Here is a 24,614-nt window from a genome sequence, read left to right as displayed (position 1 = left end):
CGAAATACCGGCATTCTGCGCACCCTCGCGGGCGAACTTCTAGCTGGCGGGCGGGTCGATGGCCCGAAGATGCGGGCAGCACTCCTCGAGGAACTCGGTGATGACCTCGGTGATTCGTCCCGGAGCCTCGAACATCGGTACGTGCCCGACGTTCTCCAGCTCGGTGATCCGATAGCCCTCCGGCAGCTCGGTGGTGAAATGCCGGGTGAACCTGGGGGATGGGACGACGCGGTCCTTTTCGCACATCACCAGTTGCGTGGGGACGGAGATTCGCGCGAGCTCACGAAGGCCCGGCAGCAGTGTTGCCTTGACCAGTAGTTGCAGATAGGCGGGGCAGTGTGCCACGTCCTCGATACATCCGACCAGATCGGTGTGACTGACCGCGTCCGGGGATGCACTGAGCGCATAGGTGGCCAGCCGACGGCTGAACGGCAGGCTCAACACCCGCTCGCCGAACAACCAGGCGAGCGCCAACATCGGAACACCGAGGATGAACTTGGCGATCACCTCGAACTTGGCCGGAGTCCACCGCGTCCAACCACCCGCGGGGGCAATGCCGGTGACGGAGCGTGCCCGCCCGCGGCAGGCCAGCTCGAATGCGACCCAGCCGCCCAGCGAGTTGCCCACGATGTGAGCGGTCTTCCAGCCCAGTTCGTCCATGTGGCGCTCGACGTGGTCGGCCAGCACCTCCGAGGACAGGAAGTAAGTGCCGGCCCGGGGGCCCCCGTTGTGGCCTGCCATCGTCGGAGCGAACACTTCATACCGTCCGGTGTCGGCCAGTTGCTGAGCTACCGTGTCCCACACCCGCTGGGACAGCAGGAACGGGTGGAGCAGCAGGACCGGCTCCGCGGATCCGTCCGTGGGACCCAGGTGAATCGGCTGGCGAGGCGTAATGCTCATGATGCCGACACTAAATGCGGTACCGCCGGTATCGCAAGCGGCTGCCCTGGTGGTAGGGCCGGGCCGTGCAGTGCCGTGAAAAGATCAACGGCATCATGAGCACCCCAACCGGATCCGGCCGGATCTTATCCGGCGTGCAGCCCACGTCCGATTCGCTTCACCTGGGTAACGCACTGGGCGCAGTCAGGCAGTGGGTGCCGCTGCAGGACGACCACGACGCGTTCTTCTGCGTCGTCGACCTGCACGCCATCACCATCCCGCAAGATCCCGAGGCCTTGCGGCGCCGCACCCTGGTCACCGCCGCCCAGTACCTGGCGCTGGGCATCGATCCGGCTCGCAGCACCGTGTTCGTGCAGAGCCACGTCCCGGCGCACACTCAGCTGGCCTGGGTGCTGGGCTGCTTTACCGGCTTCGGACAGGCATCGCGGATGACGCAGTTCAAGGACAAGTCGACGCGGCAGGGCAGCGATTCCACCACCGTCGGGTTGTTTACCTATCCGGTGCTGCAGGCCGCAGACGTGCTTGCCTACGACACCGATCTGGTTCCGGTGGGGGAGGACCAGCGCCAGCACCTGGAGCTGGCACGTGATGTCGCGCAACGATTCAACAGCCGGTTCCCGGACACCTTCGTGGTTCCGGATGTGTTCGTGCAGAAGGTCACCGCCAAGATCTACGACCTGCAGGACCCGACGTCGAAGATGAGCAAATCGGCGAGCACCGACGCCGGGCTGATCAACCTGCTCGACGATCCGGCGGTGTCCGCCAAGAAGATTCGTTCGGCGGTGACCGACAGTGAACGCGAGATCCGCTACGACCCGGACGCCAAGCCGGGCGTATCGAACCTGTTGAGCATCCAGTCGGCGCTCACCGGTGCCTCTATCGACACCCTGGTCGACGGCTACGCGGGCCGCGGCTACGGCGACCTGAAGAAGGACACCGCCGAGGCCGTGGTGGAATTCGTGCGTCCCGTCAAGGTCCGCGTCGACGAATTGACCGCCGACCCCGCCGAATTGGAGGCGGTGCTGGCGGCCGGCGCACAGCGCGCCGACGAGGTGGCCAGCAAAACCGTGCAGCGGGTCTACGATCGGTTAGGGTTCCTTCCGCAACGGGAATAGGTGGGCCATGAACGAGGGGGCCGAGGAGGCCAAGCCAGGAATCTTCGATCGGCTCCGGGCCCGCTACGGGTGGTTGGACCACGTGGTGCGGGCTTATCAGCGGTTCGACGAACGCAACGGCGGGTTCTTCGCGGCCGGCCTGACGTATTACACGATCTTCGCGATTTTTCCGATGCTGATGGTCACCTTCTCTGCGGTCGGATTCGTGTTGTCGCGACAGCCCAAGCTGCGCAAGATGGTTGACGACCGCATCATCGCCTCGGTCTCCCCCCATGTGGGACACCAGATCATCGTGTTGATCAATCGGCTGATCGATGCGCGCGCGTCCGTCGGGGTGATTGCCCTGGCGACCGCTCTCTGGGCCGGTCTGGGGTGGATGTCGCATCTGCGCGCCGCGTTGACCGAGATGTGGTGGGAGCACCGGATCGACTCACCGGGCTTCGTGCGCAACAAGCTTTCCGACCTGCTGGCGATGGTCGGAACATTCGTGGTGATGTTGGCGACCATCGGACTTTCCGCCCTGAGCCATGCCCAACCGATGGCCGCGGTATTGAGATGGATTGGCATACCACCGTTTTCGGTTTTCGACGCGATCTTCCGCGTCGTCTCGTTCGTGGTGTCCATGCTGGTCTCGTGGCTGCTGTTCACCTGGATGATTGCCCGGCTGCCGCGCGAGAAGGTCAGCCTGGTCGCCGCTATGCGGGCCGGGGGGCTGGCGGCGGTGGGGTTCGAAGTGTTCAAGCAGTTGGGGTCGATCTATCTGCAAGCGGTGCTGGGTAGCCCGGCGGGCCGAGCGTTCGGACCGGTGCTTGGTGTGATGGTGTTCGCCTATATCACCGCGTATCTGCTGCTGTTCGCCACGGCGTGGGGGGCCACGGCAACGCCGGCGGATCCGCGTGCCAAGCCGGTGGACCCTCCACCGCCGGCGATCATCGCGCCTCGCGTAGAGCTGGAGGAAGGCATCAGCGTGCGTCAGACGCTGGCCGCGATCGCCGCGGGAGCCGTTGGTGCGCTTACGTTTTCACGGCTGATGCATTGGCGCCGTTAGCTGATCAGCTCTCCACCGTGATACGCAGCCGTGGCTTGTGACCATCGCGGTTTGCGGCGACACGGTCCCACACCGCGTCGACCATCGGCTGCAACAGAAGTTCGCCCATCTGCCGCACCAATACGCCCAGGATCTGGGCGGATTCGGCGCGCTTGGTGGACGCCAGTCCGGAACCGCGCAGTGCAGCGATTTCGCGCCGCGTCAGGTCGACGAGCGCGTCGAGCAGGTGAAGCCGATCCTCGGAAGGCTCCAGAAACGTGCGACGCACGTAGTTGACGACCGGTGGGTTGTCACACAGCATCTGAGCGACCGCTTTGTCGCGCGACGCCGCGACGTGACGGGCGCTGCCCTCGGCCGGCACGTCGGCGATCGCATGAGCGAAATAGTCCACCACCAACTGGTCGACGGCCTCGCGTAATCCGGCCTTGGTCTTGAAGTGATGCTGCACCAATCCCAGGGTAACGCCGGCTTCGGAAGCTATGTCACGCAACGAGATTCGATCTTGACCGTATTGCCCATACAGGTCCAGCGCGGCGTTTCGGATTCGCGCCTTGGCCGTCAGGTCTTCATTGGTGGCCCGCGGGTTGAGCATCCGTCCTCCTGGCCGCAAGTGCCGCTTTACAACTGTCACAATTACGATACACTTGTATCGTCGCGAATTCGAAGTCGTTGCGCAGCAACCGCATATTTCCAGGACAGAGTGAGGTAGCCGTGTCCGCGCTGTTTCCCGATTACCGCCCGAGCTGGGAAACCGACCAGCACCGCGACCTCCGCAAGCACGCGGCGGAGTTCTTCCGTAAGGAAGCGGCACCGAACCAGGAACGTTGGGTCGCGCAGCACGCCGTTGACCGCGAGTTCTGGAACAAGGCCGGCGCTGCCGGACTGCTCGGCCTGGATCTGCCCGAGCAGTTCGGCGGCATGGGCGGCGATTTCGCCATGCAGGCTGTCGTGCAGGAAGAACTCGTGTACGCCCACGATCAGGCCTTCGGCTTCGCGGTGCACTCGCCGATCGTCGCCCACTACATCTACGTCTACGGTAACGAGGAGCAGCGCCGGCGATGGCTGCCCAAGATCATCAGTGGGGACGCGGTGCTCGCCATCGCGATGACTGAGCCGGGTACCGGGTCGGACCTGCAATCGGTGCGAACCACCGCACGGCGTGAAGGGGACGTCTACGTCGTCAACGGCTCGAAGACGTTCATTTCCAACGGGACTCACTGCGATCTGCTGGTGATCGTGGCGAAGACCGATCCGTCCAAGGGCGCCGCCGGGGTGTCCCTGATCGTGGCCGAGACCAATGATCTTGCGGGTTTCGAACGTGGCCGGGTGCTGCAGAAGATCGGACAGCACGGCCAAGACACGCGGGAGCTATTCTTCTCCGACATGCGAGTGCCGGCAGCGAATCTGCTCGGCGAACAAGAGGGCCAGGGCTTCTATCAGTTGATGCAGCAGCTCGCCCGGGAGCGGCTGATCATCGCGACGCTGTGTTCGGCGCTGGCCGAGGCCGCGGTGGTGGAGGCGATCAAGTACTCCAAAGAGCGGGAGGCGTTCGGCCGCCCGATCGGCAACTTCCAGAACACCAAATTCACTCTGGCCGAATGCAAAACGGATGCACTGGCGATCAAGACGTTCGTCGACTACGCCATACAGCGTTACCTCGACGGCAGCAACGACCCCATGACCGCGTCGATGGCCAAGTTGTTCGCCGCCGAGAAGTGCGACCAGATCGTGGACAAGTGCCTGCAGATCTTCGGCGGCTACGGCTACATGGCCGAATATCCGATCGCGAACATGTATACCGGGTCCCGGGTGAACCGCATCTACGGCGGCACCAGCGAAATCATGAAGGAAATCATCGGGCGTTCGTTGTGACCCGCCAGGCGCCGTCCACCATGACCTGGGTTACCTGCAGATCACAGTCCAGCACAACAAGATTGGCGTCGTAGCCGGGCCGCAGGCTGCCCACGCCGTCGAGCGCGAGGGCGCGCGCCGGCGTCGACGCGGTCATCTGCACCGCGGCGGCCAGCGCCCTATCGCGGTCCTCGCCGAGTGCGGCCACATTGCGGAAGAGCTGATCCATGGTCGCGGTGCTGCCCGCGATGGTCGATGTTCCCCGCACCCGCGCCACGCCGGACACCACGTCGATCGGTACCGCGCCGAGCAGGAATTCGCCGTCACGGCAACCCGCGGCGGCGATCGCGTCGGTGACCACGGCGACCCGCTCAGGACCGGCCCAGTCGATCACCGCGCGCAGCACGGCGGGGTGCACGTGCACGCCGTCGGCGATCAGTTCGACGGTCACCCGCGGGTCGGCGAGCAGCGCGAGCAAGGGTCCCGGGTTGCGGTGGTGCAGCGGCGGCATCGCGTTGAACAGATGCGTGCCAACCGTCGCGCCCAGCGCGATCGCCTGCTGGGTCTGTTCGTAGGAGGCGCTGGTATGGCCCACGGCGACAGCAACTCCCGCGTCGACAAAGCGCCGGATCGCTTCATCGCTTCCGGGTAACTCCGGCGCCAGCGTGACCATCCGGATCGCGTCGCCGCCAGCAGCCAGCAGCGCGTCGATCTCGGCGGGGTCCGGACGACGCATCAGCTCGGGATCGTGTGCCCCGCAACGCGACCGGCTCAGCCAGGGTCCCTCCAGGTGGATGCCCGCGATCACACGGTTCCGTGCCGCCTCGGCCAGGGCTTGCACTCCGGCGAGCAGTTGCGCGGGTTCGGCAGTGACCAGACTGGCGAGCGTCGTGGTGGTGCCGTGCCGCAGGTGGTAATCCGCTGCGCGAGCGCTGTCATGCGAGGCGGTGTAAGAGGCCCCGCCGCCGCCGTGCACGTGCATGTCGATAAAGCCGGGCACCACAACGGAATCGGGAAGCTCCACGTCGGCGGGCCGGGGCGGCGTGCCGGCCCCGCAGTCCAGGATGTGCGGGCCGGAGATCTCCAGCCACCCCGGCCGGCAGATCCGTCCGTCGAGAGCGACGGCGCCGGCCCGGATCATGCGCGGGTTTTCTCCCACTGTCCACCGTTTTCCCAGAAGTGCCTGATGTCCTCGAGCTGGCGACCCTTGGTTTCCGGCGCGTACCGGTAGACGAAGACGAAAGACACCATGGCGAAAGCCCCGAACACGGCGAAAGTACCCGCGCTGCCAAGGGATTCCTTCATCGTCAGGAAGCCGCCCGCAACCACCGCTTGGGTCACCAGGTTGGCGGTCAACATGGTGCTGGAGCCGAGCGAGCGCAGGCGGGTGGGGAAGCTTTCGCTGGCGTACACCCAGCCCAGCGAACCGAAACCCAGCGTGTATCCGATGATGAACAGCAGCACGCCGCCGAACCCGAAGATCGCACCGCCGAGGCCTCGGGAGAACACGACCATCAGCACGATGTCGGCGGCGATCATCATGGCTATGCCGAACAACAGGATTGGACGCCGTCCCAGCCTGTCGACGAGGAGTACCGAGATGCCCACCGCCGCCAAACCCGCCACTTGCACCAGGGCCGGCACGGCCAGCCGCGCGAAGTAGCCGGTGAAGCCCATGTCCTTGAATATGTCTGGGCTGTAATAGACGAACGCGTTGATGCCGGTGATCTGGATCAGGAAGCCGAGCAATATCACGAAGGCCGTGGCCCGCGAATACGGCCGGCGCGACATCTCCGAGATGCCGCCGCTACCTTCGCTCAACGCGCGGGCGATCTCGGCGAGCTCTTCCTCGGCGTTCGCGGTGGGCTCCACCCGCAGCAGCGCCGCCCGGGCGTCGTCCACGCGGCCCTTGAGCATGTACCAGCGGGGGCTGTCGGGCATGCCAATCACCAAGAGCAGCAGCACTATTGCCGGTAGGACGGCCAGCCCCAGCATCCATCGCCAGCCGTGGACACCGGCGAGCAGATAGCCGGTCAGGTAGCCGACGATGAGCCCGCTGACGATGGCCAGTTGATAGGCCGTCACCAGCGATCCGCGCACCGCCGCCGGAGCCGATTCCGCCACGTATACCGGGACGACCACCATCGACACCCCGATGGACAGACCCAGCAGGAACCGTGCCGCCAACAGCATCGTCAGCGACACGGAGACCGCTCCCAGCAGAGCGAACATCGCGTAGGCGACGAGGAGCAGCACCACCGACTTCTTGCGCCCGATGGCATTGGTGAGCACGCCCGCACCGAGCACCCCGAAGATCTGTCCGATCACCACCATGGTCGTCAGAACTTCCCGCTGCAGCGTCGTGCGGGCGAAATCGACGAACAGCTGCACCGCGGCGATGATGGCCAGGTCGTAACCGTAGATGACGCCGACGCTGGCCGCGGTGAGCCCGACCAGTAATCCCCGCCGCACGGACCGGTCAGCCGGCCTGGACGCGGGTCTTCAGCAGACCGATCACCTTGTCGGGGTCCTCGGGAGTGATGCACGGCCGCACGCGACGGCCGACGTCGAGAATCAGCAGCGTCTGCTTCTTGCCTCGCTGCATGTCGAGCGGGAACCAGTAACGAGGATCGCCGGCGCCCCAGAACCGCCCCTTGCCGGAGTTCCAGCCCATCGGCTTTGCCTTGATGCCCTTGATCTTGTTGTAGGCGACCCGCTTCGGCGTAGCAAAGGGGAAGTAGTAGCGACGAATCGTGATTCCGTCCTCGTCGAGCGTCAGTCCGGCGTCCTGGTAAAGGGCAGTCATCCCGCCGAGTCTAGTTCTCGAGCCGGTTGTTCATAGACCGCGCGACCATGATCAACCCGAACACGACGAGCGCCCCGATGACGGCCACGCCGACGCGTACCGGCAGCGCGTCGGCCGACGAGATCGGACCCGCGGCCTGCGCGTCAGCCGGCCGGTCGGTGGGACGCCCGGCGCTGGCCAAAGAGGGGTCGGGTTCGACCAGCATGCCGACCTGCGTGCCCGGTGGGGTGCTGAACCCGTAGTCCAGCAAATGCGCGGCCTGTTCCCACGGGGCGATCGGCTGACGGGTTCCGTGCAACAGCACCGCCACCAGCCGGCGCCCGTTGCGGTTGGCCGCTCCGACGAAGGTTTGGCCGGCGTCGTCGGTGTAACCGGTCTTGCCGCCCAGCGCGCCCTGGTAGTGGTAGAGCAGCTGGTTGTCGTTCTCCAGCTGATAGCCGGGATGGTCGCCGTGGCCGGGGAAGTCGAAGGTGCGGGTCGCGACGATGTCGCTGAACGTCGGATTCTGCCAGGCGTAGCGGTAGAACAGGCCGATGTCGTACGCCGAGGTGCTCATGCCCGGCCCGTCCAGCCCCGACGGCGTGGCCACGCGGGTGTCGCGACCGCCGAGCTTGGCGGCCAGCACGTTGATCTTCTCCAGCGCGGCCTGCATGCCGCCGAGCTGGCCGGCCAGCGCGTGTGCGGCGTCGTTGCCCGAATGCATCAGCAACCCGTGCAGGAGCTGGTTGACGGTGTACATGCCGTCGGCGTCGACGCCGACCTTGGTGCCCTCGGCCGCCGCGTCGTCTGCGGTCCCGGGAACCGACTTGTTCAGGTTGAGCGCGTTGATGGCGGCCATCGCCACCAGCACCTTGATGATGCTGGCCGGACGGTGGCGACCGTGCGGGTCGCGGGCGGCGATCACCGCGCCGCTGTCCAGATCCGCCACCAGCCATGCCTCGGCGGAGACGTCGCCCGGAGTTGGTGGGGTGTTGGGTGCGGTGACGATCCCGCAACCAGCCAGCGCGTCGCCGCCGACCGGTTTCGGCGGCACCGCGAGCGGCGCCGGCGCTTCGCCGGCCTGGGGGACCTCGGACGAGTCCACCGCCGGCGGCGTGGACACCTTGTAGGGGCAGGTTGCCGGTGCTGCGTTGGGTCCGGCGTCGGGCTCGGCCAGCGCGCGGGGCAGAGCCGGACCGGCCGGTGCAGCAGTCAGAAGAAGAGCGGCGGCCAGACATGCGGCGCCGCGCGACGAGGACGGTAACCGAAGCATCGTCTGAGCAGCGTAAGCGAAAGGTTGGGGCTTTGCAGGTAGCCGCGCTGTGGCTGGTGAGGCTGAAGTTGCACCAGGGGTGTTACGGGGATTCGGCGCTGGTTGTGAAACGTTGGCGCTGGTTGTGAAACGTTGGCGCTGGTTGTGAAGCGTTGGCGCTGGTTGTGAAACGTGGGCGGAAAGTCGGCCCAGATCCCGCCCTGGTTTCACCCGCAACGCCCTGGTTTCACGCCGAAAGCCCTGGCTTCACGCTCAAACCGCCCCGCTTTGGGCTGAAAGCTAGCTTGACAGTGTCAAAAGCGTGTATGACACTGTCAAGTAATCATGAAGCTGCTTAGCCTGCCCGAATTTGCCGCCGTCGCCGCCAACGCGGTGCAGGCGTCCGGAGCGGTGCCGGAGAATCGCCAGGCCAAGCCCATCCCGGCTGAGCGAATGGTCCGCTACTACACCGCCCGGGGCCTGCTGCCCAGGCCCGGAACGCGGGGCCGCGCGCTCACCTACGGACGTACTCACCTGATCCACCTGGTGGCGGTCAAACGGCTGCAGGGGGAGGGGCTTTCGCTCGAGGAGATCGCTCAGCGGCTCGAGGGGATGTCGCAGACGGAGCTGGAGTCGCTGGCCGCGATCCCGCCCAGTGCGATGCCCGCCGACCTGGGCGACCCGGAGCCCGCTGCGGCTTCCCTCCCGTCGCGGGCGGCCGGCCGCTTCTGGAAGACAGCGCCGCAACTAGCCGCGGCATCGCCGGCGGCAGCAGAGCCCCCAACTGAACTGCGTGCAGTCCGCCTTTCCGACAGTGTCACGTTGCTGATCGACGGCCCATTGCCCGCGCCTGACGCTCTGCGCCGCGCCGCCGCGCCGCTGCTCGAACTCCTCGCCAATCACGAAAGGACCCCCGATGAGCACTGAATTACTCCCACTTCTGACCGGCGACCAAACCGCGCCGGCACCGGGCCGGCCAACCTGCGGCGAGCTGAGTTCGGCGGCGGGCGAACGGCTGCCGCTGCGGTCGTTGAGCGTCGATACCGTCATCGTCGGCATGACCGCGACATCGACAGTGCGCCAGCGTTTTGCCAACACCGGCGATACCGCCATCGAGGCCACCTATGTGTTCCCGTTGCCGGCGCGGGCGGGAGTGACCGACTTCGTCGCGTCCCTGGCCGGACGACGGGTGGTCGGCGTGCTGAAGGAGCGCGGCCAGGCCCGCGCGGACTACGAGCACGCCCTGGTGTCCGGGCAGCGCGCCGCGATCGTGGAGGAGGACCGCTCGGATGTCTTCTCGGTACGGGTGGGCAACCTCGGGCCGGGAGAGGAAGCGACCATCGAAATGGTCTTGACCGGACCGCTGGAGTTCGAAGACGGCGAGGCCACATTCCGTTTCCCGCTGGTCGTCGCACCTCGATACACCACCGGGGCGCCGGTGTCAGGCGATCAGACCGGCGGCGGTCTGGCGGTCGACACCGACGCCGTGCCGGACGCGTCGCGGGTGACTCCACCGCGGCTGTCGGACGACGATCAACGGCCAGATTTACAGATCTCGGTGACCCTCGACGACGGCGGGCTGGCCGTGTCGGAGCTGCGGGCGTCGCTGCTCACCGCCGTCGTGGAAACCGACGGGCCGACCCGGCTCCAGGTCGAGCCGGGCGCGCGTGCCGACCGTGATTTCGTGCTGCGCTTCCGGGTGGACCGCGAGGAGCTGTCGTCGTCGGCGCTGCTCGTGCCCGATCCCGACGGTGACGAGGGCACCTGGTCGGTGACGGTGGTCCCGCCGGCCGAAACCGCCAGCGCGCCACGCGATGTCGTCGTCGTGCTGGACCGGTCCGGCTCGATGGACGGCTGGAAGATGGTCGCCGCGCGACGGGCGGCGGGACGGATAGTCGATATGCTCGACGCGGCCGATCGGTTCTGCGTGCTGGCTTTCGACCACGTCGTCGAGACGCCTTCCGACCTGCCCGCGGGCCTGTTGCCGGCCTCGGACCGAAACAGGTTTGCGGCGGCCTCGTGGCTGGGCTCGCTGGCCGCTCGAGGTGGGACCGAGATGGCCGAACCGCTGAACCAGGCCGTCAACCTGCTTGCGGCCATCGATTCCGGCCGGCTACCGAGCGTGGTGCTGGTGACCGACGCTCAGATCACCGGCGAGGATCATCTGCTGCGGTCGCTGGCGCCGCTGATCGGGCGGACGCGGGTGCATTGCGTGGGCATCGACCGCGCCGTCAACGCCGGCTTTCTGGAGCGCCTTGCCGCGCTGGGCAATGCGCGGGCCGAGCTGGTCGAGTCGGAGGACCGCCTCGACGAGGTCATGACCCGATTGGCCCGAACCATCGGCCGCCCGTCGCTGACCGAACTGCGAGTGAGCGCGGACGGCTCGGAGGTTTTGGAGATCTTGGAGATATTGGACGGCAGCGTCACTCCAAACCGGCCCCCCGACGCGTTCGCCGGCGTACCGTGCGTCATCTCCGGGCGCTACCGCTGCACGAAATCCCGGCCCGCAGCCACACTGCGCGTCGAAGGCGCCACCCAGGACGGACCCTTCTCGGCGGCGCTGCCCGCCCGCGTGGCGCCGAACGCCGTTGCCGTGCAGAAGATCTGGGCACGCGCCGTCGTCCGCGATCTGGAGGACGAGTACGCGTCGGGCCGCGGTGACGAGTACTTGACCGAGCGCATCGTGGCGCACTCCGTCAGGTTCGGGGTGTTGTCGAGGTTCACCGCATTTGTTGCCGTCGACCCGCAACGCACCGATGTCGAACCGCTCGTCGAAGTGCTCCAGCCAGTCGAAACGCCTTACGGCTGGGTCGGTTTGGCCGCGGCGCCGGTAATGGCCGGGGCTAGCTACTCACGGAGCGGTCCGCCGCCGGCCGGCGCCATGCCTGCGCCTGCTAGTTTCCGTGCCATGCCTCCGCCGCCCGCTTCGGGTCCGTCGGCCCCGCGGTCCCTCAAAAACCTGCTCAAGCAGGTGGAGAAGGCAACCCAGGTTCGGCGTTCGGGACTCGACCGCGTGCTCGAAGAGCTGCAACAGCATCGCGACGCGACATCGGAGCCGGACCTGCACGCGGCGCTGGTCCAGCTCTGCAATGCGTTGACGCGGTTTTTGAAGGGCTCGACCCAGGCGCAGGCACGCGAGGTGCTGGTGGCCGTCGACGCGGTCAAACGGCTGCTCGGCGAGGGCGACCGCGGCCGGCGCGTCTCGAAACTGCGCTTCTGGGAGTAGGTCTAAAGCCTGGTGGCTGCCAGGTCCACATGCGCGACGCTGGGGAAATTGATGGTGCCCATCCACAGCTTCCCGGCCGTCTCGACCAAACCGGTCACGGCGCCGAAGTCCGGATGCCTGGTGCGCAGTCCGGCGACAGGAACACCGCTGTCCGGATCGAACGCGACCGCCCAGACTTCCGGTTTGATCTGCGGTTGCAGTCGCTCGGGCAGGCGCCATAACACCTTGCGGATGATCGGGGCGCGCGGCAGCATCCATTCCAGCGCTGCGTTCGCCTCGGCGACCATCGCGGTCCAGATTCGGCCGTCGGCGCCGGTGGATAGGTTGTCCGGCATGCCGGGCAGGTTCACCGCCAATGGTGTCACCGATCCGGCCCGCGGCCCGGTCAGCCAGTATTTCGAGAGCCGTCGCGCCTGGGTCTCGGCGAATACCAACGCCGACCCGTCGGCAGTCGGGGTCACTCCGTTGGCGAAGTACAGTCCGTCGACCAGCGTGGTGACGGCGCCGTTTGCGTCCAGCCGGAACAGGGCACCGCGTCCGCGCGCCTCCACGATCGGCGCGGTGAAGTGCTCGAACCCGAAATCGGACGTGGATTCGGTGAAATAGATTGTGCCGTCAGGCGTTTGGGTGACATTCGAGCAGAACCTGAGCCGTCTGCCCGCGACCGATTCGACAAGCACGTCGAGCGTGCCGCTGGTCGAATCGAGGGCCAGCAATCCACGATGGCTGTCGCAGATCAGAACTCGGCCATCGCGCGCGATGTGCAGACCGAGTGGCCGCCCGCCAGTGTCGGCGACCACTGTCGGTTCGCCGTCGGTTGGAATCCGCACGATGCGCCCGTCCTCCAGGCCCGTCCACAATTGGCCGGCCGCGTCGACCACGACATCCTCCGGTCCGTTCCCAGGCAACGGGACGACGGCGATGCTCGGTGCCGGCATGTCCGGCAATGGGTCCACCGGTGGTGGTTGCCACCGCACCGGGTCGATACGTGGTTTGCGCGCCATGCCAACGACTTTAAGGTCGGATGTCGGTCAGCACGCTGCGCAGGATGGATTCGATGGTGTCGAACTCGGCCTGGCCGCTGATCAGCGGCGGCGCCAGCTGGATGACGGGCTCGGCGCGGTCGTCGAGGCGGCAGTACAGGCCGGCCTCGAAGAGCGCCGAAGACACGTCGGCGAGCAGCTTTTCGCGTTCTTCGCCGGTGAAGGTCTGCCTGGTCGCCTTGTCCTTGACCAGTTCGACGCCGTAGAAGTAGCCCTCGCCGCGGACGTCGCCGACGATGGGCAGGTCGTAGAGCTTCGCCAACGTTGCACGCAATTGTGGCGCGTGGGTTTTGACGCGGTCGTTGAGACCCTCACGCTCGAAGATGTCGAGGTTGACCAACCCGACGGCCGCCGACACGGGGTGACCACCGAAGGTGTAGCCGTGCCGGAAGACCGTGCTGCCGTCGTTGAACGGCTCGAACACCCGGTCGCTGGCGATCATCGCGCCCAGCGGCGAGTAGCCCGACGTCATGCCCTTGGCGCAGGTGATCATGTCCGGCACGTAGCCGAAGTCGTCACAGGCGAACATCGACCCGATCCGGCCGAACGCGCAGATCACCTCGTCGGAGACCAGCAGCACGTCGTACTCGTCGCAGATCTCGCGAACCCGCTCGAAATAGCCTGGCGGAGGCGGAATCGAGCCGCCGGCGTTCTGCACCGGCTCCAGGAACACCGCTGCGACGGTATCGGCCCCTTCGAACTCGATGGCCTCGGCGATCCGGTCGGCGGCCCAGAGTCCGAACGCTTTCGCGTCTGCGCTGAACGGTTCCGGCGCGCGGTAGAAGTTCGTGTTGGGCACCCGGAAGCCGCCCGGGGTGACCGGTTCGAACGGCGCCTTGTACACCGGCAAGCCGGTGATTGCCAGTGCGCCCTGGGTGGCGCCGTGGTAGGCGATCGAACGCGAAATCACCTTGTGCTTGGTGGGTTTGCCGGTGAGCTTGAAGTATTGCTTGGCCACCTTCCACGCGGTTTCGACGGCCTCGGTGCCGCCGGTGGTGAAGAACACCCGGTTCAGGTCCCCGGGCGCGTAGCCCGCCAGACGCTCGGCAAGCTCGATCGCCGTCGGGGTGGCGAACCCCCAGATCGGAAAGAATCCCAGCGTGCCGGCCTGCCGGGCGGCGGCTTCGGCAAGCTCGGCGCGGCCGTGGCCGACCTGCACCACGAACAGGCCGGACAACGCGTCCAGATAGCTCTTGCCGCGGTCGTCGAAGATCGTCACGCCCTCGCCGCGGGCGATGATCGGCGGCGTGATCCCGGGCCCGTGCTTGGCGAAATGGAGCCACAGATTGCTCATTGGAGAGATGTTAGGGACAACGCTCACCGCGGATCGAGGCGCGGCGCGGCGTTACCCTCGTGACATGGCCGTCGTCCAACAGGTCTCGGAGTTTGAGGCGCTGCGGCCCCACCTCATGTCGGTCGCTTACCGGCTGACCGGAACGGTGGCCGACGCAGAAGACATCGTCCAGGAAGCCTGGCTGCGGTGGCGAACGCAAAACCACCCGATCAACGATTTACGCGCCTGGCTGACCACCGTGGTGAGCCGTCTCGGCCTGGACAAGTTGCGGTCGGCGGCACACCGGCGGGAGACCTACACCGGCAATTGGCTGCCCGAACCGGTGGTCACCCGGTTTGACGCCGACGACCCGCTGTCCGAGGTGGTGGCTCGCGAGGATGCCCGGTTCGCGGCGATGGTGGTGCTGGAGCGCCTCACCCCGGACCAACGGGTGGCCTTCGTGCTGCACGACGGGTTCGCCGTCCCGTTCGCCGAGGTCGCCGACGTGCTGGGCACCACCGAGGCCACCGCCCGGCAGCTCGCGTCGCGAGCCCGCAAGGCCGTAGCGGCCGCGCCCCCGCCCGAACCGGATCCCAGCCACAACGAGGTGGTAGGCAAGCTGATGGCCGCCATTGCCGCCGGCGATCTGACCGCCGTCGTCGAATTGTTGCACCCCGACGTAACGCTCACCGGCGACGCGAACGGCAAGGTGTCGACCGCTGTGAACGTGATCCACGGCCCGGACAAGGTGGCCCGGTTCATGATGGGCCTGGCCCGCCGCTACGGTCCGGCGTTCTTCACCGCAACCCAGCTGGCGTTGGTCAACGGCGAACTGGGCGCGTACACCGAAGGCAGCCCCGGTACCGACGACTACTGGGAAATGAACCCCCGGGTGACGGCCATGACGGTGCGAGACGGCAAGGTCTGCGCCATCTGGGATGTCGCCAACCCGGACAAGTTCACCGGCTCTCCGCTGCGGTCTCGGTAGACCCCGCTATGCCCAGGGGATGCGGCAGGCGTCTCCGGAGCTGAACCCCTGCTCGGTGATCCCAAGCGCGGAATTCATCCGCGCCCGCATGTTCTCCAAGCCGATCTGGTAGGTCAGCTCGATCACTCCCGCGTCGCCGAATCGCGCCCGCAGATCGGTGACCTGCTCGTCGGTGACGGTGTGCGGGTCGGTGGTCATCGCGTCGGCGTAGGCGATGGCGGCGCGTTCGTCCTCGGTGAAGCGCGGGGAGGTGGCATAGGCGTCGATCTCCCGGAGCCGCTGGACGTCCAGGCCGTCCAACCGCTGCAGCATGGACCCGAAGTCGACGCACCAAGAGCAGCCGACGGTGCGTGCAGTCCAGAACACCGCCAGCTCGCGCACGCTGGCCGGCAGCGTTTTCGACGCCCGTTCGACCATGGTTTCGTGCACGGCGCCGGCGAGCAGCAGTCCACGATGGTGTGCGGTGACGGTGAACGGCTCAGGGACCTCGCCGAAGCGCCGCTTGGCGATGCGGTACATGGCGCGGGTCAGCAGGCCGGCGCGCTTCGGGGGCAGGGGTTCGATGCGTGTCTTCTGTGTCATGTTCTCGGTCATGCCTCTCTGACGAGACGGACCGCGAAAGTGTGACGGCGGCTTTCAACGCCTCCAAGCGGCTCCAAGAATCCATCAAGAATGTCACAAGCCCGGCGGTGAAGTCTCTGCTCATGTCGTCTTACTCAGGTGTTGCTCAGCTTCCGCCGCTGGAAAAACTGGAAAGCGCTGCTCATTCTGAGGTGCTGATAGCCGATCCGCGGTGGGACCAGGGGCGGGTTCGTGCGGCGGTCGACGCGGTCTTCGCAGCTCACCCCGGACTTGGCACCGTATTCGAGCCGTTCTTGGGCAGCTGGACGTTCCGCCCGGGCGGTTGGTGGGTCTGGGCCGTGGAACCCCCGGGGGTCACCGTGAGCGAGGCTCGCAACCGTCAGCGCGCCCTGTTCGACATGCGCATCGGCAGGTTGTTCGCGGTGTCGCTGATCCCGGGCACACCGGATCGGTTGGTGGTCACCGCCAGCCGACTCTGCATGGACAGCGCGTCCTGGAGCACCGTTCTCAACGACTTGATGGTCAACTACCGCAGCAGGCTGAGCTAGGTCCCTAGCGCGAAAACGGGTCGGCTAACCGACTGGTCGTAATGTCTGGAGCTTGGCGTCTTGTCCGCCATGGTGCGCCAGGCGTGTAGCGGAGGACCTCCAAACGCCGTGGCGACATTCGCCGGTTTCGAGTGTGAATCCTTGGCTTCGAGTGTGAATCCTTGGCTTCGGCAGTGCATTCTGGGCGAAAATTCGCGTCGATTCCCGCCCTACGCTCACACAGAAAGCCGTGGATTCACAGCGAAAGCCGTGGATTCACGCCGAAAGCCGTGGATTCACAGCGAAAGCCGCCAACGCGACAGCGACCACTGGCTTACGGAAAACAGCGTCGATTTCGCAAAGCCCCGCGACTGGGCTAGCCCTTAGCGCGAGAACATCAGCGCGCGCTTGACTTCCTGGATCGCCTTGGTCACCTCGATACCGCGCGGGCAGCCTTCGGTGCAGTTGAACGTGGTCCGGCAGCGCCACACGCCGTCGACCTCGTTGAGGATGTCGAGCCGTTCGCCGGCGCCCTCGTCGCGGCTGTCGAAGATGAACCGATGCGCGTTGACGATCGCCGCCGGGCCGTAGTACGTGCCCTCGCTCCAGAAAACCGGGCAGCTCGTGGTGCAGCAAGCGCACAGAATGCACTTGGTGGTGTCGTCGTAGCGGGCCCGGTCGGTCGGGCTTTGGATGCGTTCGCGGGTCGGCGGGTTGCCGCTGGTGATCAGGTAGGGCTTGATCTTGCGGTAGGCGTCGAAGAACGGCTCCATGTCGACCACCAGGTCCTTTTCCACCGGCAGCCCGCGGATCGGCTCGACCGTCACGGTCAGCTGCTTGCCCGGCTTCTGGGGCAGGAGGTCACGCATCAGCACCTTGCAGGCCAACCGGTTGACGCCGTTGATGCGCATGGCGTCGGAGCCGCACACTCCGTGCGCGCAGGACCGCCGGAAGGTCAGCGTGCCGTCGAGATAGCCCTTGATGTAGATCAGCAGATTCAGCAACCGGTCGCTGGGCAGGCAGGGCACCCGAAAGCTCTGCCAGCCACCGGTTTCCGCGAAAGCGTCGGGATCGTCGGGGTTGAACCGGGCAATCTTCACCGTCACCATGACCGCGCCCTCGGGGACCGGCGGCAGCGGTGGTTCCAACGTCTCGACCTCTGGCTCGACAGACATCAGTACTTCCGTTCCTTGGGTTCGTAGCGGGTCTGCACCACGGGTTTGAAGTCCAGCGCAATGTCGCTCAGCAGATCGGTGCCCTGTTTGTACGCCATCGTGTGACGCATGTAGTTGACGTCGTCGCGGTTCGGATAATCCTCGCGGGCGTGGCCGCCACGGGACTCCTTGCGGTTCAAGGCGCCGACAACCGTCACTTCGGCCAGCTCCAGCAGGAAGCCCAGCTCGATGGCTTCCAGCAGATCGCTGTTGAAGCGTTTCCCCTTGTCGTGCACGGTGATTCGGGAATAGCGCTCTTTCAAAGCGTGGATGTCGGTGAGTGCCTGCTTCAACGTCTCCTCGGTGCGGAACACAGCGGCGTTGTTGTCCATCGACTGTTGCAGGGCACCACGGATGTCGGCGACGCGTTCGTTGCCGTGTTCGGAGAGGATGTCGCTCACCCAGCCGACCACCATCGCCGCGGGGTCCGGCGGCATGTCGGTGAAGTCGTGACCCCGTGCGTAGTTGGCTGCGGAAATGCCGGCGCGGCGGCCGAAGACGTTGATGTCCAGAAGTGAGTTGGTGCCCAGCCGGTTGGCGCCGTGTACCGAGACGCACGCGCACTCGCCGGCCGCGTACAGGCCGGGGACGGTAGAGGTGTTGTCCCGCAACACTTGTCCGGTGACGGTGGTCGGGATGCCGCCCATCACGTAGTGACAGGTCGGGTAGACCGGGACCAGCTCGTGCACCGGGTCCACCCCCAGATAGGTGCGGGCGAACTCGGTGATGTCGGGCAGCTTGGCCTCCAGCACGTCCTCACCGAGGTGGCGGACGTCGATATAGACATAGTCCTTGTTCGGCCCCGCCCCGCGGCCCTCGAGAACCTCGAGAACCATTGAGCGGGCGACGATGTCGCGAGGTGCCAGGTCGACGATCGTCGGCGCGTAGCGCTCCATGAAGCGTTCGCCGTCGGCGTTGAGCAGCCGGCCGCCCTCGCCGCGCACCGCTTCGGAGATCAAAATGCCCAAGCCGGCCAGCCCGGTGGGGTGGAACTGGTGAAACTCCATGTCCTCCAACGGAAGTCCCTTGCGGAAGACGATGCCGATGCCGTCGCCGGTGAGCGTGTGCGCGTTGGAGGTGGTCTTGTACATCCGGCCCGAACCGCCGGTTGCGAGCACCACGGCCTTGGCGTGGAAGACGTGGATCTCGCCGGTGGCCAGTTCGTAGGCGACGACGCCGGTGGCTACCGGGCCGGTCGGGGTCTGGGTGAGCACCAGGTCGAGCGCATAGAACTCGTTGAAGAACTGCACGTCGTGCTTGACGCAGTTCTGGTACAGCGTCTGCAGAATCATGTGGCCGGTGCGGTCGGCCGCATAGCAGGCGCGGCGGACCGGGGCCTTGCCGTGGTCGCGGGTGTGACCGCCGAAGCGGCGCTGGTCGATCCGGCCCTCGGGGGTGCGGTTGAACGGCATCCCCATTTTCTCCAGGTCGAGCACCGCGTCGATGGCTTCCTTGCACATGATCTCCACGGCGTCCTGGTCGGCCAGATAGTCGCCGCCCTTGACGGTGTCGAACGTGTGCCATTCCCAGTTGTCGTCTTCGACGTTGGCCAGCGCGGCGCACATGCCGCCCTGGGCGGCGCCGGTGTGACTGCGGGTGGGGTAGAGCTTGGTCAGCACCGCGGTACGCACTCGGGGGCCGGCCTCCACGGCGGCCCGCATCCCGGCCCCGCCCGCGCCGACGATCACCACGTCGTATCGGTGTTGCTGGATCACGGGGTCAGCCTCCGATGTTCGGATCGAAGGTGACGATCACGTAGGTGCCCAGGACCAACGTGAAACCCATCGACAGCAGCAGCAGGCTGTTCAGCCAGAACCGGGTGACGTCTTTGCGGCTGTAGTCGTCGATGATCGTGCGCAGGCCGTTGCCGCCGTGCAGCTGCGCCAGCCACAGCAACGCCAGATCCCAGAATTGCCAGAACGGCGATGCCCACCGCTGCGCCACGAAGCTGAAGTTGAGACGATAAACGCCGTCGTCCCACATCAGCATGATGAACATGTGCCCCACGGCGAGGAACAGCAGCGCCACCCCGGAAAATCGCATGAACAGCCACGCGAACTTCTCGAAGTTGGGAATGCCGGCACGACGCCGCGGCGAACGGGGATTGTCCAGGCTGGCGGGGCGATCGTGGCTGCGCTGCCGCACCGGAGCTATCTGTCCGCGGCCGAGCTGCAGGTCAGGACTGCTCATCGGAAGTGCTCCGTGATGTGGATGCCCACCACCACCCCGGCCGGGACCATGAGCAGCAGGAAGACGATGCCGATCACCCAGAGCATCAGCCGTTGGTAGCGCGGGCCTTCCGACCAGAAGTCGATCAAGATGATCCGGATGCCGTTCAGCCCGTGGAACAGCACCGCGGCCACCAGGCCGTACTCCATCAGGCCGACGATCGGGGTTTTATACGTCGCCAGCACCGCGTTGTAGGTCTGCGGGCTCACCCGCAGCATCGCGGCGTCCAGGACGTGGACGAACAGGAAGAAGAAGATGGTCGCGCCGCTGATGCGGTGCAGCACCCACGACCACATACCGGGATCCCCCCGGTACAGGGTTCGGGGTGGCCGCCGCTTTCGCGTCGATGCCGGTGCCCCCGCTGTAGAGGCATCCGCGGTTGTCGCCTGCGTGCTCAACCCTGTACTCACCGCCTTCACAACCGCAACTGAACAGCTCTGGCCGGGCAATCGAGCTTAACGTGGCCAAGTAGCCGCTGGCACCAATCTGTTTGATCCACTCCGGTGTGTTGTCTGCGGGTTAGGGTGGCTTACTTGGATCGGCCCATCCGGCGAGCGGGAATTGCGAAATGCTGTTGATCGATTGGAAACTGTTGCGGAGCAAGGCGATTCAAGCGGCGGCTAATGCCTATGCACCCTATTCGCAATTCCGCGTGGGCGCGGCGGCGCTGGTTGACGACGATCGCGTGGTCACCGGATGCAATGTGGAGAATATCTCATATGGCCTTGGTCTCTGTGCCGAATGCGGCGTGGTGTGCGCCCTGCACGCTTCGGGCGGCGGTCGTTTGGTTGCGCTGGTGTGCGTCGACGGGAGCGGGGTGTTGCTGATGCCGTGCGGGCGGTGCCGTCAGGTGTTGCTGGAACACGGGGGCACCGAGCTGCTGATCGACCATCCGGCCGGACCGCGACGACTCGGCGAACTGTTGCCCGACGCCTTCGGGCCCGACGATTTGGCACAAAGCCCTTGAGCAACTTGGTATTCGACGCGCCCACGGTGATCAAGACCAAGCGCGACGGTGGCCGGTTGTCCGACGCGGCCATCGACTGGGTAATCGAGGCCTACACCGACGGCCGGGTTGCCGACGAGCAGATGTCCGCCCTGTTGATGGCGATTGTCTTGCGCGGCATGGACCGCGGCGAGATCGCCAGGTGGACGGCGGCGATGTTGGCCTCCGGCGAGCGGATGGACTTCACGGGCTTGCCGACCGTCGACAAGCACTCCACCGGCGGCGTCGGCGACAAGATCACGATTCCCCTGGTGCCCGTCGTCGTCGCCTGCGGCGGGACGGTGCCGCAAGCGGCCGGCCGCGGGCTCGGGCACACCGGCGGCACCCTGGACAAGCTGGAAGCCATCCCCGGGTTCAGCGCGGACATTCCGACCACCCAGGTGCGTGACCAACTCTGCGATGTCGGCGCGGCGATATTCGCCGCGGGCGACCTCGTGCCTGCCGATGCCAAGCTGTACGCCCTGCGCGATATCACCGCCACCGTCGAGTCGCTGCCGTTGATCGCCAGCTCGATCATGAGCAAGAAGCTGGCCGAGGGTGCCGGCGCGCTGGTGCTCGACGTGAAGGTCGGCTCCGGGGCCTTCATGAACTCCGAGGCGCAGGCGCGCGAGCTGGCGAACACCATGGTCGAACTGGGCGCCGCCCACGGGCTCCCCACGCGTGCCCTGCTGACCGATATGAACACCCCGCTGGGCAGGACGGTGGGCAATGCGCTCGAGGTCGGCGAGGCTCTTGAGGTGCTGGCCGGCGGAGGGCCGCCCGACGTGGTGGAGCTGACACTGCGGCTGGCGGCCGAGATGCTCGAGCTCGCCGGAATCGACGGCCAGGACCCCGCGCAGACGCTGCGTGACGGTACCGCGATGGACCGATTTCGCCGGCTGATCGCCGCGCAGGGCGGCGATTTGGCACAACCGTTGCCGATTGGTAGGTATTCGGAAACCGTGACCGCTGCACGGGGCGGCACAATGGGCGACATCGACGCGATGGCGGTGGGGTTGGCGGCATGGCGGCTCGGCGCGGGCAGGTCCCGGCCGGGCGAGCAGGTGTCCCCCGGCGCCGGCGTCCGGATCCACCGTCGGCCGGGGGAGCCGGTCATCGCCGGTGAGCCGCTGTTCACGCTGTATGCCGACATGCCTGAACGCCTCACCGCCGCTCTGGCCGAGCTGGACGGCGGCTTCGGCGTGGCGGACCAGCCTCCGAACTCCAGACCGCTGATCATCGATCGGATCGCCCAATGACGTCACCGCAGACGCTGGAGATGATCCGGCAAGCACCCAAGGCTTTGCTGCACGATCACCTCGACGGCGGCCTGCGCCCGGCCACCGTGGTGGATATCGCCGGGCAGATCGGTTACGACGGCTTGCCCGCCACCGACGTCGACGAGCTGGCGACCTGGTTTCGCACCCAATCGCACAGCGGGTCGCTGGAGCGCTACCTGGAGCCGTTCTCGCACACGGTGGCGGTGATGCAGACACCGGATGCGCTGTTCCGCGTCGCCTACGAATGTGTGGAGGACCTGGCTGCGGATTCCGTGGTGTATGCCGAGATCCGTTTCGCCCCAGAGCTGCACATCAACCGAGGGCTGTCATTCGACGACGTCGTCGACAGCGTGCTCGCGGGTTTTGCCGCCGGTGAAAAGGTTTGTGCCGCCGCGGGACGTCCGATTACGGTGCGGCTCTTGGTCACCGCGATGCGGCATGCCGCGATGTCGCGGGAGATCGCCGAGCTGGCGATCCGGTTCCGCGACAAGGGAGTGGTCGGTTTCGACATCGCCGGCGCCGAGGCCGGCCACCCTCCGACCAGGCACCTCGACGCGTTCGAGTACATGCGAGATCACAACGCGCGCTTCACAATTCACGCGGGTGAAGCGTTCGGATTGCCATCCATCCACGAGGCGATCGCGTTCTGCGGTGCCGACCGTCTGGGCCACGGAGTGCGCATTGTCGACGACATCGAGCTTGCGGATGGTGGTGGCGTGCGGCTGGGCAGGTTGGCATCGATATTGCGCGACAAGCGAATTCCGCTGGAGCTGTGCCCGAGTTCGAACGTACAGACCGGGGCGGTCAAGAGCATCGCCGAGCACCCGTTCGATCTGTTGGCAAGGTCTGGGTTCCGGGTGACCGTCAACACCGACAACCGGCTGATGAGCGATACCTCGATGAGCCTCGAGATGCTGCGTCTGGTCGAGGCTTTCGGCTACGGCTGGAGCGACCTCGAACGGTTCACCATCAATGCGATGAAGTCGGCATTCATTCCGTTCGACGAACGGCTGGCCATCATCGACGAGGTGATCAAGCCGCGCTTCGCAGTGCTGATCGGATAAGTCGGGACGCTTTTAGAATCCTTTGAGGATCCGATGACAACGTGATGCAACCCGGAGAGGCCGGGACCCATCGTCATCAGGAACCGCAATGTTGCTTCAGTCCTTCGCCACCAGCGCTTCGGGGGCTCACGAGATCGAGGAACCGGTCCGTCTGTCACACCACGTGCTCGAGTTGCACGACGGACACAAGGTCGGCCTGACGGTGGGCGGCCGGGGAGTGCCGCTGGTGTTCCTGCACGGCCTGGCGCTGAACCACCGCGCCTATCTGGACATGCTCGAGGACGTAGCTGGCATGGGTTTTCTTGTTATCGCGATCGACGCCGCGGGACATGGCGACACCGACGCGTTGCGCGCCCGCAAGACATGCGTGGCCGACTTTGCCAAGTTGACGCTGCGCGTCATCGATTTCCTCGGTATTCGGCAGGCGGTGTTCGTCGGCCACTCGTTTGGCGGGCGCATGGTGATCGAGCTGGCGGCGAGCGCACCCGAGCGGGTCCTGGCCGCGGTGCTGTTCAACCCGGCCGCGGGTGCCTGGTTCGATCAGATGCTTTCCGACATCGCGGGGCCCGCGCCTCGAACCGTTGCCGCACTGCTGGCGTTGCTGCGCGGCGGCAGCCACGATCTGACCGGCTTCAGCCTTGCCCGTGCCACACACTGGGCACGGTGCCTGACGAGCGCTGTGACCGGCAACTTCCGGCACCCGATGGCGCTGGTTCGAGCGGTCCGGGCCCTGCTGCGATCGACCGATTCGGCGGCGCGACTGCGCGTGATGCGTGACTACGGCATTCCGACCATGGTCTTCCATGGCGACAACGACTTCATCGTGCCCTTCGAGACCGCATACGACGTCGCCGAAGACTCCGGTGGGGCGCTGTATCCGCTGTACGGGGCGGGCCATTCGTGGATGATCGCCGACCCGCACCAGGGCAGCGCAGCGCTGCGGCACTTGATCGGGGGCGAATTGGGCTACGCCTTACGTCTGGCCGCGGAGCCGCTGGGGATACCGGACTGGCGGGACATTGCCAGCTGGGAGCGCGCGCTGATCTCGCCCGACGCCTTGGTACGCCGGCTCAACGCCGGACAGCGCAACCAGATCGAACAGCCGCAAGCGCAGCCAGCAAGGGAACTCCGACCAGCTGTCTGAGGGCCTCTGGAAAGTGAGGGCCGGCTTCGAGGAGATGTTTGCCGGGGCTGTGGTGCGCACGCCGACCCCGGAGTCGCGGGCGTGGCTGGGTCGGGTGGGGGCGGCGGT

23 protein-coding genes and 1 pseudogene are annotated in these 24,614 nt (G+C 66.3%); 11 read left to right on the top strand and 13 right to left on the bottom strand.

The features are described from left to right. Window positions 1-39: 39 nt before the first annotated feature. Complete coding sequence (locus tag A5791_RS00220; protein ID WP_067229069.1) at window positions 40-837, bottom strand: alpha/beta fold hydrolase; 798 nt, start codon at window positions 835-837, stop codon at window positions 40-42. Window positions 838-995: 158 nt separating this feature from the next. Between A5791_RS00220 and trpS the strand changes: the two genes are divergently transcribed. Together trpS and yhjD are read left to right on the top strand one after the other, a co-directional pair. Next, window positions 996-2,015: a tryptophan--tRNA ligase gene (trpS, locus tag A5791_RS00215; protein WP_067229065.1), complete on the top strand. Its 1,020-nt coding sequence runs from the start codon at window positions 996-998 to the stop codon at window positions 2,013-2,015. 7 nt (window positions 2,016-2,022) lie between these two features. Beyond that, a complete protein-coding gene (gene yhjD / locus A5791_RS00210; protein ID WP_067229019.1) occupies window positions 2,023-3,063 on the top strand; it encodes an inner membrane protein YhjD in 1,041 nt (346 codons plus the stop codon). Between the two features lie 4 nt (window positions 3,064-3,067). Here the strand turns inward: yhjD and A5791_RS00205 are convergent, their stop codons facing one another. Further along, window positions 3,068-3,655, bottom strand: coding sequence for a TetR/AcrR family transcriptional regulator (locus tag A5791_RS00205; RefSeq protein ID WP_067229016.1), 588 nt, complete (start codon window positions 3,653-3,655; stop codon window positions 3,068-3,070). Window positions 3,656-3,774: 119 nt separating this feature from the next. Here A5791_RS00205 and A5791_RS00200 point away from each other — a divergent pair, with 119 nt between their 5' ends. Continuing rightward, window positions 3,775-4,935 carry an acyl-CoA dehydrogenase family protein gene (locus tag A5791_RS00200; protein WP_067229012.1) on the top strand — a complete coding sequence of 387 codons (1,161 nt, stop codon included), beginning with the start codon at window positions 3,775-3,777 and terminating at the stop codon, window positions 4,933-4,935. Here the strand turns inward: A5791_RS00200 and nagA are convergent. The 4 genes from nagA to A5791_RS00180 are packed head-to-tail and all read right to left on the bottom strand — an operon-like array spanning window position 4,916 to window position 8,972. After that, the gene (gene nagA / locus A5791_RS00195; RefSeq protein WP_067229009.1) at window positions 4,916-6,055 is read right to left on the bottom strand and encodes an N-acetylglucosamine-6-phosphate deacetylase; all 1,140 of its coding nucleotides are present in this window, start codon (window positions 6,053-6,055) and stop codon (window positions 4,916-4,918) included. The two genes, A5791_RS00200 and nagA, sit on opposite strands and share 20 nt — an antisense overlap. Further along, the gene (locus tag A5791_RS00190) at window positions 6,052-7,386 is read right to left on the bottom strand and encodes a sugar porter family MFS transporter (protein ID WP_067229005.1); all 1,335 of its coding nucleotides are present in this window, start codon (window positions 7,384-7,386) and stop codon (window positions 6,052-6,054) included. The genes nagA and A5791_RS00190 overlap by 4 nt, the downstream gene beginning before the upstream one ends. 7 nt (window positions 7,387-7,393) lie before the next feature. Then, window positions 7,394-7,720 (bottom strand): hypothetical protein, encoded by a 327-nt coding sequence (locus A5791_RS00185; protein ID WP_067229001.1) that lies wholly within the window; start codon window positions 7,718-7,720, stop codon window positions 7,394-7,396. Between the two features lie 10 nt (window positions 7,721-7,730). Then, window positions 7,731-8,972 carry a D-alanyl-D-alanine carboxypeptidase family protein gene (locus A5791_RS00180; protein WP_067228996.1) on the bottom strand — a complete coding sequence of 414 codons (1,242 nt, stop codon included), beginning with the start codon at window positions 8,970-8,972 and terminating at the stop codon, window positions 7,731-7,733. Between the two features lie 324 nt (window positions 8,973-9,296). Between A5791_RS00180 and A5791_RS00175 the strand changes: the two genes are divergently transcribed. Both A5791_RS00175 and A5791_RS00170 read left to right on the top strand, forming a co-directional pair. Next, a complete protein-coding gene (locus tag A5791_RS00175) occupies window positions 9,297-9,878 on the top strand; it encodes a MerR family transcriptional regulator (RefSeq protein WP_231995751.1) in 582 nt (193 codons plus the stop codon). Further along, window positions 9,868-12,177: a VIT domain-containing protein gene (locus tag A5791_RS00170; RefSeq protein WP_067228992.1), complete on the top strand. Its 2,310-nt coding sequence runs from the start codon at window positions 9,868-9,870 to the stop codon at window positions 12,175-12,177. Before A5791_RS00175 ends, A5791_RS00170 begins: the two co-directional genes overlap by 11 nt. Before the next feature lie 2 nt (window positions 12,178-12,179). On the opposite strand, the gene A5791_RS00165 is transcribed toward A5791_RS00170, so the two are convergent. After that, window positions 12,180-13,181 (bottom strand): SMP-30/gluconolactonase/LRE family protein, encoded by a 1,002-nt coding sequence (locus tag A5791_RS00165; RefSeq protein ID WP_067228988.1) that lies wholly within the window; start codon window positions 13,179-13,181, stop codon window positions 12,180-12,182. Between the two features lie 10 nt (window positions 13,182-13,191). After that, window positions 13,192-14,514 (bottom strand): aspartate aminotransferase family protein, encoded by a 1,323-nt coding sequence (locus A5791_RS00160; RefSeq protein ID WP_067228983.1) that lies wholly within the window; start codon window positions 14,512-14,514, stop codon window positions 13,192-13,194. A 64-nt stretch (window positions 14,515-14,578) separates the two neighbouring features. Here A5791_RS00160 and A5791_RS00155 point away from each other — a divergent pair, with 64 nt between their 5' ends. Next, a complete protein-coding gene (locus A5791_RS00155; protein WP_067228980.1) occupies window positions 14,579-15,481 on the top strand; it encodes a sigma-70 family RNA polymerase sigma factor in 903 nt (300 codons plus the stop codon). Window positions 15,482-15,487: 6 nt separating this feature from the next. On the opposite strand, the pseudogene A5791_RS00150 reads toward A5791_RS00155, so the two are convergent. After that, a pseudogene (locus A5791_RS00150) lies at window positions 15,488-16,066 on the bottom strand (carboxymuconolactone decarboxylase family protein); the annotation flags it as partial. A gap of 119 nt (window positions 16,067-16,185) precedes the next feature. On the opposite strand from A5791_RS00150, the gene A5791_RS00145 reads away from it, so the two are divergent. Continuing rightward, window positions 16,186-16,611 carry a hypothetical protein gene (locus A5791_RS00145; protein ID WP_067229059.1) on the top strand — a complete coding sequence of 142 codons (426 nt, stop codon included), beginning with the start codon at window positions 16,186-16,188 and terminating at the stop codon, window positions 16,609-16,611. A 362-nt stretch (window positions 16,612-16,973) separates the two neighbouring features. Here A5791_RS00145 and A5791_RS00140 read toward each other — a convergent pair whose 3' ends face one another. Genes A5791_RS00140 through sdhC form a run of 4 tightly spaced genes read right to left on the bottom strand, consistent with a single transcriptional unit; the run spans window position 16,974 to window position 20,329 of the window. Beyond that, window positions 16,974-17,765, bottom strand: a complete 792-nt coding sequence (locus tag A5791_RS00140) for a succinate dehydrogenase iron-sulfur subunit (protein ID WP_067228976.1) — start codon at window positions 17,763-17,765, stop codon at window positions 16,974-16,976. Then, on the bottom strand, window positions 17,765-19,519 hold the full coding sequence (sdhA, locus tag A5791_RS00135) for a succinate dehydrogenase flavoprotein subunit (RefSeq protein WP_067228972.1): 1,755 nt from the start codon (window positions 19,517-19,519) through the stop codon (window positions 17,765-17,767). Before sdhA ends, A5791_RS00140 begins: the two co-directional genes overlap by 1 nt. 4 nt (window positions 19,520-19,523) lie before the next feature. After that, a complete protein-coding gene (locus A5791_RS00130; protein WP_067228969.1) occupies window positions 19,524-19,994 on the bottom strand; it encodes a succinate dehydrogenase hydrophobic membrane anchor subunit in 471 nt (156 codons plus the stop codon). Next, window positions 19,991-20,329: a succinate dehydrogenase, cytochrome b556 subunit gene (gene sdhC / locus A5791_RS00125; protein ID WP_067228965.1), complete on the bottom strand. Its 339-nt coding sequence runs from the start codon at window positions 20,327-20,329 to the stop codon at window positions 19,991-19,993. Before sdhC ends, A5791_RS00130 begins: the two co-directional genes overlap by 4 nt. A gap of 272 nt (window positions 20,330-20,601) precedes the next feature. Between sdhC and A5791_RS00120 the strand changes: the two genes are divergently transcribed. The 4 genes from A5791_RS00120 (at window position 20,602) to A5791_RS00105 (ending at window position 24,506) form a co-directional block, all read left to right on the top strand. Beyond that, window positions 20,602-21,000: a cytidine deaminase gene (locus tag A5791_RS00120; RefSeq protein ID WP_067228963.1), complete on the top strand. Its 399-nt coding sequence runs from the start codon at window positions 20,602-20,604 to the stop codon at window positions 20,998-21,000. After that, entirely contained in the window at window positions 20,997-22,277 is a 1,281-nt protein-coding gene (locus A5791_RS00115) for a thymidine phosphorylase (protein ID WP_067228958.1), read from the top strand. Before A5791_RS00120 ends, A5791_RS00115 begins: the two co-directional genes overlap by 4 nt. After that, window positions 22,274-23,362: an adenosine deaminase gene (locus A5791_RS00110; protein WP_067228953.1), complete on the top strand. Its 1,089-nt coding sequence runs from the start codon at window positions 22,274-22,276 to the stop codon at window positions 23,360-23,362. Before A5791_RS00115 ends, A5791_RS00110 begins: the two co-directional genes overlap by 4 nt. An 88-nt stretch (window positions 23,363-23,450) precedes the next feature. Beyond that, complete coding sequence (locus tag A5791_RS00105) at window positions 23,451-24,506, top strand: alpha/beta hydrolase (protein ID WP_067228951.1); 1,056 nt, start codon at window positions 23,451-23,453, stop codon at window positions 24,504-24,506. Window positions 24,507-24,614: the final 108 nt, after the last annotated feature.

Origin of the sequence: Mycobacterium sp. 852002-51163_SCH5372311 (assembly GCF_001667115.1) — a bacterium.
In the GTDB taxonomy this organism is placed as follows: domain Bacteria; phylum Actinomycetota; class Actinomycetes; order Mycobacteriales; family Mycobacteriaceae; genus Mycobacterium.
Note: the sequence above shows the minus strand (reverse complement) of the source record. Positions and strands in the feature narration are given on the sequence as shown.